The organism is Lentzea sp. NPDC060358, assembly GCF_042725365.1.
In the GTDB taxonomy this organism is placed as follows: Bacteria; Actinomycetota; Actinomycetes; order Mycobacteriales; family Pseudonocardiaceae; genus Lentzea.
This window is the reverse complement of the sequence record NZ_JBHXCW010000068.1, coordinates 1-16,467: the sequence shown is the minus strand read 5'-3', so window position 1 is coordinate 16,467 and position 16,467 is coordinate 1. Positions and strand designations below refer to the sequence as shown.

The following is a 16,467-nucleotide window of genomic DNA, read 5'->3' as shown; positions in this document are numbered from 1 at the left end:
TACGGTCGCCGACGTGATGGAATTAGCCGAGCGTCCGGCGCGCACCGATGCGGTGCTGTTTTCGGACCGCGCTGCGAAAACGTTTCTGGAGGCCGCGTCCGCCGAATACTCCTTCATCACCGAGGACGAGCCGAGACCGTGTTTCGCGGTGCTGCTCGGCCGGTCCGCGGGCGCGGAGGCGGTCGTGCAGGAGGTGGCGTTCGGCCGCAACGCGCGTCTGACGGACCCGTCGGCGCGCGCCGAGTTCACCTCGACGATCGTGCCGCGGTTCGGCACGGCCTACGAGAACCCGGTGCGCGCGTGGTGGCTCGACCCGGCCGACCTGCTGGCCATCACGCGGGCCGCGGACGCCCGCGACCTGGACGTCCTCGGCTCGATCCACCTGCACCCGGACTGGCACCGGCTCGGGCCGGAGTCCGAGCGCGACCGGCCGTTGAGCGACAGCCCGACGCCGATGGACGAGCACATGTTCCGCAACAGCGGCTGGCCCGTGAACGTCGTCTGCTACCTCGAACGCCGCCACGGCGGCCTCTACTACTCGCTCGCCGCGTGGGACGCCGACTGCCTGCGCCTGCCGTTGAGGACGAACCACTCATGACCGAGCAGATCTACTCGCTGTGGCACCGCATGGAACAGGGCTGGGCCGCGGGCGACGGCCACGCGTTCGCGGCGGTGTTCACCGAGGACGTGGACTTCGTGACGGTGCGCGGCGAGGAGCTGTTCGGCCGCCGGGCCGTCGCCCTCGGGCACTCGAAGCTCTTCACGGGCCCGTACCGGGACACGGTGCTCACCGCCGAGATCAGCCTGATCAGGCCGCTGACCGACGACGTCTCGGTCGTGCACGTCACCTCGTCCATCGCCCCGGCGGGCATCACCACCCACGCGCAGGCCGTCGTCGTGCGGCGCGCGGACGGGTGGGAGATCGCCGCGTTCCACAACATGATCCCGAAGGGACAGTCATGACCAGGCCCCGGTTGCGGCACATCGCGTTCGTCGTGCGGGACGCGAAGCAGATGGCCGACTTCTACACCTCCCGGTTCGGGATGTCGTTGTTCCACACCGATCCCGACGGCAGCCACTTCGTGACCGACGGCTACCTCAACCTCGCGCTGATCCAGCAGCGGCTCGACGGGGACGTGCCGGCGGGCTTCAACCACTTCGGGTTCCAGGTGGACGACGTGGCGCCCTACCTGGAGTCGCTGGAACCGCGGCCGGCGCTGCGCGGCGGCGACCGGCCGTTCGCCGAGTACCGGGCCATCGACCCGGAGGGCAACTGGTTCGACCTGTCGGCGCACGGGTTCCTGCCACCGGGCGCCTGAACTGCGGAAACACATCCACGTGTTTCCTGACGCGGTCGTGGGGAACCCTTGAGCGGGGTATTGCGAGCGGGGGCGGGAAAGGCTGTCGGGGCCTTCCCGCCCCCGCTTTGTCCCCGCCGACCGCGTGTTCGCCCAGAAGATCGCCCGCGCGACCTGGGTCCCGCGGCAGCGTCCTGGCCGCCGGTGCACTGCCCCGCGCGCGCCAGTGGCCCGCGGCGATCACCGTGCCGCCGCAGCGCTGGTCGACCGTCACGCCGGCACCGAGGTTCGTGAACCGTTCCTGCACCCTGGTCTGCGCCGGACTCTCGGGCGGATCTGCGCATGCAGACTTTTCTCGCACAACGGCCCGCGCATCGACTGGAGCCGATAAGCGGGCCGTTGCATCCCCTCGGTCAGCACCGAGCCTGGCACAAGATCTCGTTCTGCGGCGAGAAAAGTTCACCAACCACGCGCGCTTCCTCGCGCACAGGTCACCAAGACCACTCGAACGGTCTAGCCCGACCCCAGGCACAGGAACGGCCGCCGGAACGGGTCCTTCGCCATCGCCTCGGCCAGCGCCACCGCCGGAGCCGCGCCCGCGACCAGCGCCCGGTGGTAGTCGGCCATCGCGGCGGCACTCGCCTCGTCGCCGACCTTGCTGGCCGCGGCGACCACCGTCCTGGTGCCACCCGCGAGCATGGCCCCCGCGAACCCGAGGGCCTCGTCGCCGGGCCGGATCCGGTTGAGCGCCAGCTCGCACGCCGCGAGCACGACGTGCGCTGGCGGCTTGCGCAGTCTGCCCAGTTCGTGGGCGAAGAGCGGCCCGTCGGCCAGTTCCAGCCGGGAGAACAGGGCGTTCTCGGTCTCGTGCTCGCCGTGGGCTGCGACGTGGACGAGGTCGGCACCGTCCAGGTGCGCGAGCACCTCCCCGACGGTCGCGTCCTCACCGGAGAGGACCTTCGCGTTGTCGTGGTGGAGCGTCAGCCGGTCGACCTCGCCCTCCGCGTGCAGGAGTGCCGGCCCCCTCACCAGCACCACCTTCTCGGTCGTCGGCTTGCCGGCCTGGGCGGCCGCGAGCCAGGCCGTGGCGGAGGGAGCGGTCGTGACCGCGCGGCCGTGCAGGCTCGGCAGGACGCCCCAGGGCACCGCGTACAGGGCGCCGGTGGGCACCATGACGAGGTCGCGTTCGCCGATCGTGCGGCTGAGCGGCTTGATCAGCAGCTCGTCCAGCCGGTCCGCCTGCTTGCGGGCCGACGCGCTGATGACCTCCGCCAACGCCGCCGGCAGGTGGTCGGGCGCCAGCGCGTTGAGGTCGAAGTGCAGCTTCTGCGCGCTCTCCAGGGCTTCGTGCGCCCGGCCGAGCCGGACCATCCGCACCCGGCCGCCCGCGATCACGACGGCGACCACGGCGCCGCCCGAGGTGGCGAAGCTGACCAGCGCGCGCGGGCCGAGTTCCGCGATCACCTCGTCGACCACGGCGACGGGCCTCGGCTTGCCCCACCGCTGAGAGCTCCACCCGAGGCGGTTGGCCTCCCGCTGCGCCTTGGCGAGCCGGTCGCGCAGGTCGCCGGTCGGCCTGCCGTCGAGACCGGCGCGCATCAGTTCCCGGCTGAGGCCCCTGACCTCGGTGATGCGCGCGGCCACCTCGGCGCCGTCGACGTGCTCCAGCGGCTCGTACCGGTACGCCTGCGCCCTCGTGCGTTCAAGCCACGTGAACAGCCGCCGCGCATCGGTCCCCTCCAGCACGAGGCGGGTGGCGAGCTCACCGAGCTCTCGGCCGTGCACCGCCGTCGCCGAGACCAGTTCGAGTCCGCCGAGCTGGTCCCGCACGTGGCCGAGCTCCTCGAGCCCGAGCCGGGCGTGCAGCAGGGCCGCCCGCCGGTTCCCGCGCGCCACGGCCAGTTCCGAGAGGACGAGGCGGCGTTGCATGCGGTGGTCGATCGGCGTGACGGCGCGCGGTCCCGGCAGGCGGCGCAGCAGTTCCTGGGCGACGTCCAGCCTCCCCCTGCGCAGCTCCAGCCGCACCGCGAGCAGCCGGGCGAACCGCGACTCGTCGACCAGCCGGTTGGCGGCCAGCTCATCGGACAGGGTCAACGCCTTCTGCACCAGGGACTGCGGCACGCGGTTGCTCTGCAGAGCACGCCGGCCGTGCGCCCAGAGTTCGATGAGAGCGGCCATCATCCACCAGGTGCTGCCCCGCTTCTCGAGCTTGCGCTGCGACGCCCGCGCCATGCGCCGCGCCAGGTCGAGCTCCCCGTCGAGCAACGCCGCGGAGGCCCGGAACATCTCGACCTCGGCGATCTCCTGGCCGAACTTCTCCCTGCGCATGACCGGGAGCGCCTCGTCGAGGTGCTTGCCGGCCTCATCGGACAGTCCGATCATGAGCATGGTTTCCGCCTGGTCCATCTGCATCCTGGCCAGGGGCGCGGCTTGCCCGTCCGCGCGGAAGATCCGTTCCGCCTCCTCGTACCGGCGCATCGCCTCGGCGAGGTCACCGCACTGCTTGTGGACGTTGCCGAGAGCGTGGATCGCGTACGGGTAGCTCTGCCTCAGGTCGTACTTCTGGGCGACCGCGATCGCTCGTTCGAGATCGGCGACAGCCGGCTCGCGCCTGCGCACCGCGCCACTGGCATAGGCACGGTTGATCAGCCCGAAGACGAGCCTCAGCGGGAACTTGTCACCGCCGTCGACCTTCTCCACGCCGTGTTCGACGAAGGAGACGTACCGGTTGAACCAGACGATCGCGCGTTCGGGCTCGCCGGTGCGCATGACGACCAGGCCCTGGCTCAGGTCGATGGCCGCGCTCAGCTCGGCGCACAGATCCGGGTCTTGCAGCGTCGCGATCTCGCGGCGCGCCGTCTCGAAGACCTCGATCGCGCTGTCCCGGCCGTTGGTCTCCGCCAAGCAGGTACCCAGCACTCCGAGCGTCCGGACGCGGATCTCAGTCCGTTCTGGAGCGTCGTCAGCGCGGGCGGTGCGCACCAGGCCCCGCTTGAGCAGCCGGATGGCTGCCGGGAAGCGAAACCTCGCTTGCTCGGCAAGGCCCCTCTGGTACAGCTCGCGCGCTCCGATCAGAGCACGGGCAGGCATGTGATCATCACACCACATACACCCGTGTGACGCTGTCCGCCAACCAGGCACACGCTCGGCCAGCGGACAGCACACGCACCGTGATCAGGGCTTGTAGTTCTTGCAGGTCTTCTCGTGCAGGAAGGTCGGCCCCTCGCCGTTGCCCACGAGCGGCGGGATCGGCGTGCCGCCACAGCACTGCGGCGTCAGCGGCGGGTCTTCCTTCGGCGGGGTCTTCGGGTTCCTGGGCTCGTCGTCCGTGATCAGGTCCTTGACCTTGTCCAGGATGTCGCCCAGAAAACCTTCGCGTTGCACGGTCATGAGGATTCCCCCCTCGTTTGGACTACCACTACCCATCCCCCCAGATGGATTGCCCAGTGAGAGTGGCACACACGGCTACGGGTATACGTCTCATTTAGCTAACAGCCACTCGGTCGGCCTAAGATCACAAAGGGTCACCTGCACAAACAGGTGACCCTTTGTGATTTATCCGTCGATTGTGTATCTACGAGCAGCGTGCGAGCACGATCTCGCGCACGCGGGCCGCGTCGGCCTGGCCCTTGGTCGCCTTCATGACCGCGCCGACGATCGCACCGGCCGCCTGGACCTTGCCGTCGCGGATCTTCTGCGCGACGTCCGGCTGGGCCGCGAGGGCCTCGTCGACGGCCTTCTCGAGCGCCGAGTCGTCCGACACGACCTTCAGGCCGCGCTTCTCGACGACCTCGTCCGGGGAGCCCTCGCCCTCCAGGACGCCGTTGACGGCCTCGCGGGCCAGCTTGTTGGTCAGCGCGCCCGTGTTGACCAGCTCGATCACGCGGGCGACCTGCGCCGGCGTGATGGCCAGGCCGGACAGCTCCACGCCGCGGGTGTTGGCCTGCTGCGCGAGGTAGGACACCCACCAGGAGCGGGCCTCGTCCGGCTTGGCGCCGGCCACGACGGTGGCCTCGATCAGGTCGAGGGCGCCCGCGTTGACCAGGTCGCGGAGGACCTCGTCGGTGAGGTTCCAGTCCTTCTGGATGCGCGCGCGGCGCTCCCAGGGCAGTTCCGGCAGGGTGCCGCGGAGCTCCTCGACCCACTCGCGCGACGGCGCGATCGGGACCAGGTCGGGCTCCGGGAAGTAGCGGTAGTCCTCCGCCGTCTCCTTCTTGCGGCCCGGCGACGTGCTGCCCGACGACTCGTCGAAGTGACGGGTCTCCTGGGTCACCTCGCCGCCCGACTCCAGCACCGCGGCCTGGCGCGTCATCTCGAAGCGCACGGCGCGTTCGACGCTGCGCAGCGAGTTGACGTTCTTCGTCTCGGTGCGGGTGCCCAGGGCGCCGGTGGTCTTCGGCGACAGGGACACGTTCGCGTCGCAGCGCAGCGAGCCCTGGTCCATGCGGACGTCGGACACGTCGAGCGCCTTGAGCAGGTCGCGCAGCGCCGTGACGTACGCGCGGGCGACCTCGGGAGCGCGCTCCTTCGTGCCCGGGATCATCTTCGTGACGATCTCGATCAGCGGCACGCCGGCGCGGTTGTAGTCGAGCAGCGAGTGCTCGGCACCGTGGATGCGACCGGTGGCGCCGCCGACGTGCAGCGACTTGCCGGTGTCCTCCTCCATGTGCGCGCGCTCGATCTCCACGCGGATGACCTCGCCGTCGTCCAGCGTCACGTCGAGCCAGCCGTTGAAGGCGATCGGCTCGTCGTACTGCGACGTCTGGAAGTTCTTCGGCATGTCCGGGTAGAAGTAGTTCTTCCGCGCGAACCGGCACCACTCGGCGATCTCGCAGTTCAGCGCGAGGCCGATGCGGATCGCGGACTCGATCGCCTTGGCGTTCACCACCGGCAGCGCGCCCGGCAGGCCCAGGCACGTCGGGCAGGTGTTCGTGTTCGGCTCGCCGCCGAAGACGTTGGCGCAGCCGCAGAACATCTTCGTGTTGGTGTGCAGCTCGACGTGCACCTCGAGGCCCAGGACGGGGTCGTACTTCGTGACGACCTCGTCGTAGTCCATCAGCTCCACCAGAGCGGTCATGCCAAGTCGTCCTTCCGCAGAGCGCGCGCGGCCAGCGCAGCACCGGTGACCGCCACCGCGATGCTCGCGATCGCGTTCGCCAGCATCAGCTTGTCGTTCTTCGCACGGGCGTTGCGGAAGCCGGAGAACGCTCCCACGGCACCCGCGACGGCGCCGGCCAGGCCGAGGAATCCCCTTGCCCTCTTGATGTTCACAGCGACGGGCCTCCAAACGCTCCACGCGCCGCCTCGTACGCCGCGGCGACCCGGTACATGCGGTGGTCCTGCAGCGCCGGCGCCATGATCTGCAGGCCGACCGGCAGACCGTCCTCATCGGACAGACCGCTCGGCACGCTCATGGCGGGCGTGCCCGCGAGGTTCGCGGGGATGGTGCAGAGGTCGGCCTTGTACATGGCCATCGGGTCGTCCGCGCGCTCGCCGATCTTGAACGCCGTGGTGGGCGTGGTCGGGGAGATGAGCACGTCGAACTTCTCGAACGCCTTCGCGAAGTCCTGCGTGATCAGCGTGCGGACCTTCTGCGCCGAGCCGTAGTAGGCGTCGTAGTAGCCGGACGACAGCGCGTACGTGCCGATCATGATGCGGCGCTTGACCTCGGGGCCGAAGCCGGCCTCGCGGGTCAGCGACATGACCTCCTCGGTGCTGCGCGAGCCGTCGTCGCCGACGCGCAGGCCGTAGCGCATGGCGTCGAACCGGGCGAGGTTCGACGAGCACTCGCTCGGCGCGATGAGGTAGTACGCCGGGAGCGCGTAGTCGAAGCTCGGGCACGACACGTCCGCGATCTCCGCGCCGAGCTCCTTGAGCTGCGACACGGCGGCCTCGAAGCTGCGCAGCACGCCCTGCTGGTAGCCCTCACCGCTGAACTGCGTGACGACACCGATGCGCAGGCCCGACAGGTCACCGCTCAGGCCCTCGCGGGCGGCGGCGGCGACCGGCGGCACGGGTGCGTTGATGGACGTGGAGTCCATCTCGTCGTAGCCCGCGATGACCTCGTGCAGCAACGCGGCGTCGAGCACCGTGCGCGCGCACGGACCGGCCTGGTCCAGGGAGCTGGAGAACGCGACGAGGCCGTAGCGCGACACACCGCCGTAGGTCGGCTTCACGCCGACGGTGCCGGTGACGGCGCCGGGCTGGCGGATCGAGCCACCGGTGTCGGTGCCGATCGCGAGCGGGGCCTGGAACGCGGCGAGCGACGCCGACGAGCCACCGCCGGAGCCACCGGGGATGCGGTCGAGGTCCCACGGGTTGTGCGTGGGGCCGTAGGCCGAGTTCTCGGTCGACGAACCCATGGCGAACTCGTCCATGTTCGTCTTGCCGAGGATGACGACGCCGGCTTCCTTGAGCTTGCGCGTCACCGTCGCGTCGTAGGGCGGCAACCAGCCCTCGAGCATCTTGGAACCGACGGTCGTGGGCACGCCCTCCGTCGTCATGACGTCCTTGAGCGCCAGGGGCACTCCGGCGAGCGGCGAGACCTGCTCGCCGGCCTTGACGGCCTCGTCGACCCTGCGGGCCTGCGCGAGCGCTCCCTCGGTGTCGACGTGCAGGAAGGCGTGGACCTTCCCGTCGGTCTCGGCGATGCGGTCCAGGTGGGCCTGCGTGACCTCGACGGAGGTGACCTCACCGCTGTGGATCTTCGCGGCGAGCTCGGCCGCGGTGGCGTGGACCAGGTCGTTGGTCATGCTTCCTCACCCAGGATGCGGGGCACGCGGAACCGGCCGTCCTCGGCCTCAGGAGCGCCGGAGAGCGCCTGCTGCTGACCGAGGCTCGGACGGACCACGTCCTCGCGGAAGACGTTGGTCAGCGGAACGGCGTGCGACGTCGGCGGGATGTCGGCCGTGGCGATGTCGCCCACGGACGCCACCGACTGGAGGATCACGTCGAGCTGGCCGGCGAACAAGTCGAGCTCGTCCTCGGACACGGCCAGCCTGGCGAGCTTCGCCAGGTGCGCGACCTCGTCGCGGGAGATGCTGGGCACTCCTGTCAACCCCCGTAGGGTCGGGATTCGAATCGGGAACCCCGTGAGTCTATGGGCTGGTCAGGCGCGCCTTCGAACGGGTTGCCGCCATCGAGGTTGACTGGCACGTCAACTTAACCGTTCCGCAACGCGGACAGCAGGTCATGCGCCGACGATGCGTCTGCGAGAATCACCGACCGGCAACGGCGCGAGACGCGGGGTCTCTCGCACGAGCTATGGAGGCGTTCACCTTGTCGTTCCTGATCCGGGTCCAGCTCCCGGACCGTCCCGGCACCCTCGGCGCGGTCGCTTCGGCCCTGGGCGAGATCGGGGCGGACATACTCAGCGTGGACGTGGTGGAACGCGGTTCCGGCCTCGCCATCGACGACCTGGTCGTCGAGCTCCCGTCGGGCCGCCTGCCCGACACGCTGATCACCGCCGCCGAGTCGGTCGAGGGCGTCGAGGTCGACGCGGTGCGCCCGTACGCGGGCATCCTCGACACCCATCGCGAGCTGGAGCTCGTCGAGGAGATCGCCGAGGAGCCCAAGAAGGGCCTCGGCATCTTCACCGAGGGCGTCCCGAAGATCATCCGTGCGGGCTGGGCGATCGTCGTCGGCCCGAACGGCACCGGCATCAGCCGCCTGACCGCGTCCTCCGCGGCTCCCGAGACCCGCATGGCCGACGTGCCGTGGTTCCCGCTGGAGCGCGCCACCGTGCTCGACGGCGAGGACGAGTGGGTGCCGGAGACGTGGCGCGAGCTGGGCACCGAACTGGCCGCGACGCCGCTGGGCAAGCCGGACCGGGTGCTCGTCGTGGGCCGTCCCGGCGGCCCGATGTTCCGCGCGGCCGAGGTGGCCCGCCTGGCGCACCTGGCGGGCATCGTCGCGGTCGTGCTGCCGGACTAGCGCGGCGCCTTCGCCCGCTGGTTGCGGCGGGCGCACGCGACGAGCTCGGCGTTGTTCCTGGCCCTGGTCCCGTCCGGCTTGAGGAGCGTGTCCTCGAGGCCCGCGCGCACGTGGTGCTCGAGCCGCGCGGCGCGGGTGAGGACGGGCCAGGCCTCGGCGTCCCTGCCGTGCAGCAGCACCGGCAGGCCGAGCGGTTCCGCGACGCGCAGCAGGGGTTCCGCGGTGGCCGTGGTCGCCGCGACGGTGATCCGCGCGACGCCGTCCGGCAGATCGCCGAGGTCCGCCGGGGCTTCGAGGACGAGGTCCACCTGGACGTTGACCCGGTGCAGCGCCTGCGCGAGCTCACGCCACGCGGGGTCGCGCACGTGGACGCTCGCGATGTCGGGCCGGCCCGCGGCGAGCGGTCCCCAGCTCGCGATCAGCGGGACCCGGTTGCCGGGGACGTCGGTCGAGACGCTGATCTCGATGCCCGGCACGGCGGCCCTGACCGTGGCGATCGTGGTGGCGATCTCCGGCCCGGCCAGCGTCTCGGCGCCGATGACGTCCCGCGGGTGCAGGTGCACCGAGGTCACGCCGAGCGCGGCGACGTCGGCCGCGTCCTCCGCGAGGCGTTCGGGGGTCAGCGGCAGCGCGGGGTGCTCCCGCGCCGTGCGGGAGCCGTTCAGACAGGCTTGCAGCACGTCTCACACGGTCCCACACAATCCGCGTGCGAGCGGTCCCGGCGACCGACATTCCGCGTGCTCTCGCATCTTCTGCGGGATCGGGCGAACGGCCCGAGAATCTGCCGTGATCGTCCCGCTCCCTCCCGGAGGTATGAAGATCATGGCCGTCACCGTGAACCTCGACATGCTCCTCGACAAGGCTTACGAGAACCTCCCGCTCACCGAGATCCTGGACGCCCCCGTGGACGCGCTGCAGGGCGTGAGCGCGGGCGACGCGGAGAAGCTGAAGGCCGCGTTCAACATCAAGACCGTGCGGGACCTGGGCACCAACAAGTACTTCCGGGCGGCCGTGACGCTGCTCGACCTGGAGACGACCGCGCGGTAGCGCACCGGCCCGGACGGCGTGCTCCGGCATGCCGTCCGGGCGCCGCTCGGTGGCTGAGCAGGCCGATCACGATCATGTTGTTCCTTGGTGTGGTCACCCGGTTGGATGACCCCCGTGTCGACGGACCTCACCACCGAACTGCTGCTGCACCGCGCGGGCACCAAGTCGTACTGGCGCGGCCTGACCTATCGCGACGCCGTGCTGTCCCTGCGGGTGCACAGCCGTCACGTGGCCGCACGGGTGCGGGGTGGTGAGGACGCCGCGTACGCGGTGGAGCTGTCCTGGTCGGGCACGCACCTGGTGGGGGCCTGCACCTGCCCGCACGGGTCGGAGGGGTTCTTCTGCAAGCACTGCGTGGCCGTCGGGCTGGTGCTGCTGGACCGGGGTGAGACGGTGCCGCCGCCCGACGCGGAGGACGTCGAGCTCAAGGACGTGCTGAGAGCCTTGCCCGCGGAGGTGCTGCGGGACCTGCTGTACGAGCAGGCGGCCGGGGACCTCAAGCTGCGGGCGCGCCTGGTGCAGGCGGAGCAGAAGAAGTAGACCCGTCGCGCGGGCCGAAGGTCTCGGGTGGGCCGACCGCCGCGAACCAGATGGTCCGCCGCCTCAGCACTCGGTCGGCTGCTGGGTCTCCGGCAGCAGCGCGCAGTGCTCGTACCGCCGCAACGCCACCTCGGCCAGCACCCAGTCCCCGTCGGCGCACTTCACGAACGTCAGCAGGTGCGGCAGGGCGTAGCCGGTGAACGGAACGGCGCCGGCGGCTTCGAAGTGCAGCTCGGCGAGTTCCTGGACGTGGGCCACGGCCGTCCTGCCGTCCTGGTCGACGTCGACCCGGTCGAGACGGGTCGAGACCACGGCGGTCCGGTAGCGCGTGCGGGCCGAACTCCTGGCGGCGGCCAGCTCCGCCTCGTGGACGGCCAGCTCCGCGGCCAGGGCCGGGGTGACCGGCACGCCGAAGCCCGGCGTCTGCGGGCCCGTCGTGACCTTGCGCGCCCGGTTCTCCAGGTAGCGCTGCGCGAGGCCCGCGATCGCGCCGCGGTCCGGCTCGGCCAGTGCTCCCGGTGCGGCCGAGGCGCCCAGCAGCACCGCCGGCACCAGTGCCACCACGGCTGATCTCATTCGCGAACCCCCATCCGCGCGGACTCGTCCGGTCAGACGCGCGGCGCGGACGGGGGTTGCCTGGACGCAGGTCCCAGAGCCGGTCCTGTGGATCTTCACCTGAGGTGGAGGACGACGCAGGCGAGGATGATCTCGGCGCGGTGGTGGGCGGCGCGTTTCGCGAACCTGGTGGCCAGGCTGCGGAACCGCTTGAGGCGGTTGAAGCAGCGCTCGACCACGTTGCGCAGCTTGTCGGTGTCGGGGGCGAGGCCGGTGGCCTGCCACCGGCTGAGCCCTTGGTCTTGCGGCGGGCTATCTGGTCGACACGCTCTGGGATGGTGGCCTTGATTCGTCGCCGTCGTAACGCGGTGCGGGCATCGATCCAGTCCGCGCTGCCCGCTCTGCGCGGGCAGCAACGGCGCGATCACCGCCCAGCCCTTGTCCGTCAGCTCACCGCGTCAGACCACACACCGTCCTCTGCACACGATCATGAGAAAGATCCGCAGGACACGCTCTAGAGCGGCAGGCTGTACGCGAAGGCCATCAGGGGTGTGCCGGGCAGCGGCGACCAGTCGCGCTCGGGCAGGCGGGTGAAGCCCAGGCGCTCGTAGAGCCGGTGTGCCGCCAGCATCTTCTCCGACGAGGACAGCACCACCCTGGCGACGCCCGTGGCCCTGGCCTGGTCGACGACCGCGCGCACCAGCGACTCGCCGACGCCCCTGCCCCTCGCCACCGCGGACACCGAGAGCATGCGGAACTCCAGCTCGCCCTCCCGCGAGATCTCGGCGTAGGGCGTGCCGGGGCGCACGACCGTCACGGAGCCCAGGATCGTGCCCGTCTCGTCCACGGCCACCAGGACTTCGGCGTCGCGGAAGCGGGACGCGGCGTCGGCGAGGGTCTTCGCGTAGTCGTCGTGCGCGGTCACGTAGCCGTCGGCGCTGTAGGCCTCCAGCGTGATCGCGCCGACGGCGGCCAGGTCGGCCTCGCCGGCCGGGCGGATGATCAGGTCAGCCATCTGCGCTCTCTTCCCCGATGACGGCCACTTCCCTCGCCGCGTCCGGGCCCTGCTCGAGCAGGACGCGGAAGCCCGCCTCGTCGAGGACGGGGACCTTGAGGGAGAGGGCCTTGTCGTACTTGGATCCTGGCGAGTCGCCCACGACGACGAAAGCCGTTTTCTTCGAGACCGACCCGGCCGCCTTGCCGCCGCGGGCGAGGATCGACTCCTTGGCCGAGTCGCGCGAGTACTCCGTCAGCGAGCCGGTGACCACGATGGACAGGCCCTCGAGGTTGCGGACGATCGACGCGTCGCGCTCGTCCTCCATCCGCACTCCCGCCTCGCGCCAGCGCCGCACGACGCCTTGGCGCCACTCGGTTTCGCGCCACTCGACGACGGCCGCGGCGATCGTCGGGCCGACGCCCTCGGCACCGGCCAGGACCTCCTCGTCGGCGGAGACGATCGCGTCCATCGAACCGAACTCCAGCGCCAGTGCGCGGGCGGCGGTAGGGCCGACGTGCCGGATCGACAGCGCGACCAGCACCCTCCACAGCGGACGCGACTTGGCCGCCTCCAGGTTGTCGAGCAGCTTCAGCGCGTTCGCGGACAGCTCGCCCTTCATCGTCTTGAACCGCTCGACCTGCAGCAGCGCCTCGGCGTCGAGGTCGAACAGGTCGGCCTCGTTCACGTACACCGTGGACTCGGTGATCGCGGCCGCCGCCTCGTAGCCGAGCACCTCGATGTCGAGCGCGGCGCGGGAGGCGAGGTACGCCAGGCGTTCGCGCAGCTGACCGGGGCACGTCCGGGCGTTGGGGCAGCGGATGTCGACGTCGCCCTCCTTCATCGGCCGCAGCACGGCGTTGCACTCGGGGCAGCGCGCCGGCATGACGAACTCGCGCGCGTCGTCCGGCCGCGCGGCGAGCACCGGGCCGAGCACCTCGGGGATCACGTCGCCCGCCTTGCGGATGACGATGCGGTCGCCGATCAGCACGCCCTTGCGCTTCACCTCCGAGGAGTTGTGCAGCGTGGCGCGCGCGACCGTCGAGCCCGCGACCTTCACCGGCTCCATCACGGCGAACGGCGTGACCCGGCCCGTGCGCCCCACCTGGACCTGGATGTCCAGCAACGTGGTGGTGGCCTCCTCCGGCGGGTACTTGTACGCGATCGCCCACCGCGGGGCGCGCGACGTCGTGCCCAGGCGCCGTTGCAGCGACACCTCGTCGACCTTGATCACCAGGCCGTCGATCTCGTGCACGGCGTCGTGCCGGTGCTCGCCCCAGTACTCGACCTTGGCGCGCACGTCGGCCGGGTCGGTGAGCACCTCGGTGTGCTCCGACACCGGCAGGCCCCAGGCCTTGAGCGCCTCGTACGCGAGCGACTGCCGCGCCACCTCGAAGCCCTCGGTCCTGCCGATGCCGTGGCAGATCATCCGCAGCTTGCGCGAGGCGGTGACCTTCGGGTCCTTCTGCCGCAACGAGCCCGCGGCCGTGTTGCGCGGGTTGGCGAACGGCGGCTTGCCCTGCTCTACCAGCGACGCGTTGAGCGCCAGGAAGTCCTCCACCGCGAAGAAGACCTCGCCGCGCACCTCGACCAGGTCGGGCACCGGGAACTCGGCGGAGCCCGCCAGCACCGGCGGCACGTCGCCGATCGTGCGGACGTTCAGCGTCACGTCCTCGCCCGTGCGGCCGTCGCCGCGGGTGAGGGCGCGGGTGAGCTTGCCCTTCTCGTACAGCAGGTTGATCGCGAGGCCGTCGATCTTCAGCTCGCACAGGAAGTGCGTGCCGGAGCCGATCTCCTTCCGCACGCGCTCGAACCAGCCGGTCAGCTCGTCCTGGGCGAAGACGTTGTCCAGGCTGAGCATGCGCTCCAGGTGGTCGACCGCCTTGAACTCGGTCGAGAACGTGCCGCCGACGAGCTGCGTCGGCGACTCGGGCGTGGCGAGACCGGGGTGCTCGGCCTCCAGCGCCTCCAGCGACTTGAGCAGCGCGTCGAACTCACCATCGGTGACGATCGGGTCGTCCAGCACGTAGTAGCGGAACTGGTGCGAACGCACCTCCTCCGCGAGCACGGCATGCCGCTCGCGCACCTCGGCGGGGACGTCTTCAAGGCTCTCGCTGGTCACGTCCCACAGCTTAGTGACCAGGTCCGACACTTTCCTCAGCCCGGCGATCGCCCCGCGAGCTCGCGGACGAGCGACCGGAGCTCGAGGAGGCTGATCGTGCCCTCCGGTTCGAGCTGCGCGGTCTCCACGCGCCGCAGCCGCTCCCCCGCGAGCCGCTCGCCGAGAGTGACGTCGAGGGGCAGGAACGTCATCGTCTGCCGCTGCTGGTCGCTCAGCTCCGCCAGCGCGGGGTGGTAGACCGCGACGTCCACCACGTCGCCGTCCACCTGCGCCACCACCCGGTAGTCGCCGAGCCGCATCCTGACCTCGCCGAGGTTCACGACCACCTCGGTCGGGTCCGGCACCGGCGGCACCGAGTCGTGGAACTCCCACACCATGTCGGCCGGTGGCGCCGCCGCGATCCACGCGTCCGTGTACGGCCGCAGCCGCGGGTCCTCCTGACCGGTGACCACCAGCGCGTACATCGCCATGTGGCCCTGTTCGAGGGAGAACACCAGGTCCGGGTGCAGTCCCGCGACCAGCTCGGTCAGCTCGTCCTCGACGCGGTGCGGCTCGCCGTCGCCGAGCGCCGCGCTCACCACCGGCACCAGCTCGAACCACCGCTCCCAGAACCGCTGCGCGGCCTCGCCCGCGTTGGGCAGGTGGGCGGGGACGACTTCGTCGGCTTTGCGGCGGCGGAACCACTTCATGATTCTCAAGCGTAGAGCTTGCGCCCCTCGGCCAACATTTCGACGAACTGCGCGATGCGCTTCTTCCGCGTCTCGGGCCTCTTCGCGTCGTGGATGCGCAACAGCACCGCGTACCGGTTCTGGCTGTTCAACGTCTTGAAGAACTCGGCGGCCTTCGGGTTCGCGTTCAGCGCCTCGACGAGGTCGTCGGGCACCTCGATGGTCGCCGGTCCCGCGTAGGCGGCGTCCCACCGGCCGTCGGCCTTGGCCTTCTCGATCTCCGCGAGACCGGCGGGCAGCATCTTGCCGTCCGCGATCAGCTTCTCGACCTTGCCGCAGTTGCGCTGGGACCACTTGCTCCGCGGCGTTCGGGGCGTCCAGCGCTGCGAGTAGTAGGTCTCGTCCACGGACCGCACGAGTCCGTCGATCCACCCGTGGCACAAGGCGACGTCGAGCGCCTCGTCGTAGGTGATGGTCTTGAGCCCCGAACCCTTCTTGGCGTACTTGAGCCACAGCTCGGTCTCGTTCGCGCCGTTCTCGTGCAGCCACGCGTCGAACTCCGCGGGCCCCTCGAAGACGATCAACGCACCCTCCTCAGGCGTAGCGTCATCTCGTCACAGGGAACACCGAACTCGGCGTCGGTGTCGAGTTCGGCAAGTACGCACACCACCACGGTCCGCCTCACGACCACGCGCGGATCACGGCTTCGGAAACCGGGTGGCGCGCGGCGGCGGATTTGGCCACAGTGCGCGTCATGCTGATCCGGCGGGAGACACCCGCAGACATCGATGCCATCCGCGACGTCACCAACCTGGCGTTCAAGAACGGCCCCGAGGCCCCGTTGATCGACTGGCTGCGCGCCGACGAAGGGTGGATTCCGGAGCTTTCCCTTGTCGCCGAGGGGGTTCTCGGCCACGTCGTGTGCACGCGGGGATACGTCGGCGACGTGCCGGCGTTGGGTCTGGGACCGATCAGCGTGCACCCGGACCACCAGCGCAGGGGCATCGGCAAGGCGCTGATGCACGCCGTTCTCGGTGCGGCGGAGGCACGGGGCGAGCGTGCGGTGATCCTCCTGGGCGACCCGAGGTACTACGCCCGGTTCGGGTTCCGGCTCGCGGAGGAGTTCGGGATCACGCCGCCGGACGACGCCTGGGCGCACCACTTCCAGGCCCGGCTGTTCGCGGACGTCCCGGCGGGGCCCTTCCGGTACGCCGAACCGTTCACCCGGCTCTGAGCGGTCCGGGGCGGGACCCGGGTGGGCACGCGGCGGCCCCCCCGCAACATGTGGGGCTTATAAAAAAAAAAGAGCCC

20 protein-coding genes are annotated in these 16,467 nt (G+C 70.6%); 7 read left to right on the top strand and 13 right to left on the bottom strand.

The window, feature by feature from the left end; all coding sequences use genetic code 11:
- Positions 1-148 precede the first annotated feature (148 nt).
- The 3 genes from ACFWGZ_RS16970 to ACFWGZ_RS16960 are packed head-to-tail and all read left to right on the top strand — an operon-like array spanning position 149 to position 1,319.
- Positions 149-598 (top strand): hypothetical protein, encoded by a 450-nt coding sequence (locus tag ACFWGZ_RS16970; RefSeq protein ID WP_382452444.1) that lies wholly within the window; start codon positions 149-151, stop codon positions 596-598.
- Entirely contained in the window at positions 595-963 is a 369-nt protein-coding gene (locus ACFWGZ_RS16965) for an SgcJ/EcaC family oxidoreductase (RefSeq protein WP_382452443.1), read from the top strand. Before ACFWGZ_RS16970 ends, ACFWGZ_RS16965 begins: the two co-directional genes overlap by 4 nt.
- Positions 960-1,319: a VOC family protein gene (locus ACFWGZ_RS16960; protein WP_382452442.1), complete on the top strand. Its 360-nt coding sequence runs from the start codon at positions 960-962 to the stop codon at positions 1,317-1,319. Before ACFWGZ_RS16965 ends, ACFWGZ_RS16960 begins: the two co-directional genes overlap by 4 nt.
- A 492-nt stretch (positions 1,320-1,811) precedes the next feature.
- On the opposite strand, the gene ACFWGZ_RS16955 is transcribed toward ACFWGZ_RS16960, so the two are convergent.
- From ACFWGZ_RS16955 to gatC, 6 genes are all read right to left on the bottom strand, one after another.
- Positions 1,812-4,202 carry a CHAT domain-containing protein gene (locus ACFWGZ_RS16955; protein WP_382452441.1) on the bottom strand — a complete coding sequence of 797 codons (2,391 nt, stop codon included), beginning with the start codon at positions 4,200-4,202 and terminating at the stop codon, positions 1,812-1,814.
- Between the two features lie 270 nt (positions 4,203-4,472).
- Positions 4,473-4,688: a hypothetical protein gene (locus ACFWGZ_RS16950; protein WP_382452440.1), complete on the bottom strand. Its 216-nt coding sequence runs from the start codon at positions 4,686-4,688 to the stop codon at positions 4,473-4,475.
- A gap of 184 nt (positions 4,689-4,872) precedes the next feature.
- Complete coding sequence (gene gatB / locus ACFWGZ_RS16945) at positions 4,873-6,375, bottom strand: Asp-tRNA(Asn)/Glu-tRNA(Gln) amidotransferase subunit GatB (protein WP_382452439.1); 1,503 nt, start codon at positions 6,373-6,375, stop codon at positions 4,873-4,875.
- Positions 6,372-6,569, bottom strand: coding sequence for a hypothetical protein (locus ACFWGZ_RS16940; protein WP_330854915.1), 198 nt, complete (start codon positions 6,567-6,569; stop codon positions 6,372-6,374). Before ACFWGZ_RS16940 ends, gatB begins: the two co-directional genes overlap by 4 nt.
- Positions 6,566-8,050: an Asp-tRNA(Asn)/Glu-tRNA(Gln) amidotransferase subunit GatA gene (gene gatA / locus ACFWGZ_RS16935; RefSeq protein WP_382452438.1), complete on the bottom strand. Its 1,485-nt coding sequence runs from the start codon at positions 8,048-8,050 to the stop codon at positions 6,566-6,568. The genes ACFWGZ_RS16940 and gatA overlap by 4 nt, the downstream gene beginning before the upstream one ends.
- On the bottom strand, positions 8,047-8,346 hold the full coding sequence (gatC, locus tag ACFWGZ_RS16930; protein ID WP_189154510.1) for an Asp-tRNA(Asn)/Glu-tRNA(Gln) amidotransferase subunit GatC: 300 nt from the start codon (positions 8,344-8,346) through the stop codon (positions 8,047-8,049). The genes gatA and gatC overlap by 4 nt, the downstream gene beginning before the upstream one ends.
- A gap of 230 nt (positions 8,347-8,576) precedes the next feature.
- On the opposite strand from gatC, the gene ACFWGZ_RS16925 reads away from it, so the two are divergent.
- Positions 8,577-9,230: an ACT domain-containing protein gene (locus ACFWGZ_RS16925; RefSeq protein WP_382452461.1), complete on the top strand. Its 654-nt coding sequence runs from the start codon at positions 8,577-8,579 to the stop codon at positions 9,228-9,230.
- Here the strand turns inward: ACFWGZ_RS16925 and ACFWGZ_RS16920 are convergent.
- Positions 9,227-9,910: a 3-keto-5-aminohexanoate cleavage protein gene (locus ACFWGZ_RS16920; RefSeq protein ID WP_382452437.1), complete on the bottom strand. Its 684-nt coding sequence runs from the start codon at positions 9,908-9,910 to the stop codon at positions 9,227-9,229. The two genes, ACFWGZ_RS16925 and ACFWGZ_RS16920, sit on opposite strands and share 4 nt — an antisense overlap.
- Positions 9,911-10,016: 106 nt before the next feature.
- Between ACFWGZ_RS16920 and ACFWGZ_RS16915 the strand changes: the two genes are divergently transcribed.
- Positions 10,017-10,277, top strand: a complete 261-nt coding sequence (locus ACFWGZ_RS16915) for a hypothetical protein (RefSeq protein ID WP_382452436.1) — start codon at positions 10,017-10,019, stop codon at positions 10,275-10,277.
- 114 nt (positions 10,278-10,391) lie between these two features.
- The gene (locus ACFWGZ_RS16910) at positions 10,392-10,817 is read left to right on the top strand and encodes an SWIM zinc finger domain-containing protein (protein ID WP_382452435.1); all 426 of its coding nucleotides are present in this window, start codon (positions 10,392-10,394) and stop codon (positions 10,815-10,817) included.
- 63 nt (positions 10,818-10,880) lie between these two features.
- Here ACFWGZ_RS16910 and ACFWGZ_RS16905 read toward each other — a convergent pair whose 3' ends face one another.
- The 6 genes from ACFWGZ_RS16905 to ACFWGZ_RS16880 all read right to left on the bottom strand — a co-directional run bounded on the left by ACFWGZ_RS16905 (position 10,881) and on the right by ACFWGZ_RS16880 (position 15,740).
- Positions 10,881-11,393, bottom strand: a complete 513-nt coding sequence (locus tag ACFWGZ_RS16905; protein WP_382452434.1) for a hypothetical protein — start codon at positions 11,391-11,393, stop codon at positions 10,881-10,883.
- 95 nt (positions 11,394-11,488) lie between these two features.
- Entirely contained in the window at positions 11,489-11,611 is a 123-nt protein-coding gene (locus ACFWGZ_RS16900; RefSeq protein WP_382452433.1) for a transposase family protein, read from the bottom strand.
- A gap of 275 nt (positions 11,612-11,886) precedes the next feature.
- A complete protein-coding gene (locus ACFWGZ_RS16895; protein WP_382452432.1) occupies positions 11,887-12,387 on the bottom strand; it encodes a GNAT family N-acetyltransferase in 501 nt (166 codons plus the stop codon).
- Positions 12,380-14,488, bottom strand: coding sequence for an NAD-dependent DNA ligase LigA (gene ligA / locus ACFWGZ_RS16890; protein ID WP_382452431.1), 2,109 nt, complete (start codon positions 14,486-14,488; stop codon positions 12,380-12,382). The genes ACFWGZ_RS16895 and ligA overlap by 8 nt, the downstream gene beginning before the upstream one ends.
- Before the next feature lie 35 nt (positions 14,489-14,523).
- On the bottom strand, positions 14,524-15,177 hold the full coding sequence (locus ACFWGZ_RS16885) for a hypothetical protein (protein ID WP_382452430.1): 654 nt from the start codon (positions 15,175-15,177) through the stop codon (positions 14,524-14,526).
- A 5-nt stretch (positions 15,178-15,182) separates the two neighbouring features.
- Entirely contained in the window at positions 15,183-15,740 is a 558-nt protein-coding gene (locus ACFWGZ_RS16880) for a YdeI family protein (protein WP_382452429.1), read from the bottom strand.
- Between the two features lie 170 nt (positions 15,741-15,910).
- Between ACFWGZ_RS16880 and ACFWGZ_RS16875 the strand changes: the two genes are divergently transcribed.
- Positions 15,911-16,390, top strand: coding sequence for a GNAT family N-acetyltransferase (locus tag ACFWGZ_RS16875; protein WP_382452428.1), 480 nt, complete (start codon positions 15,911-15,913; stop codon positions 16,388-16,390).
- Positions 16,391-16,467 lie beyond the last annotated feature (77 nt).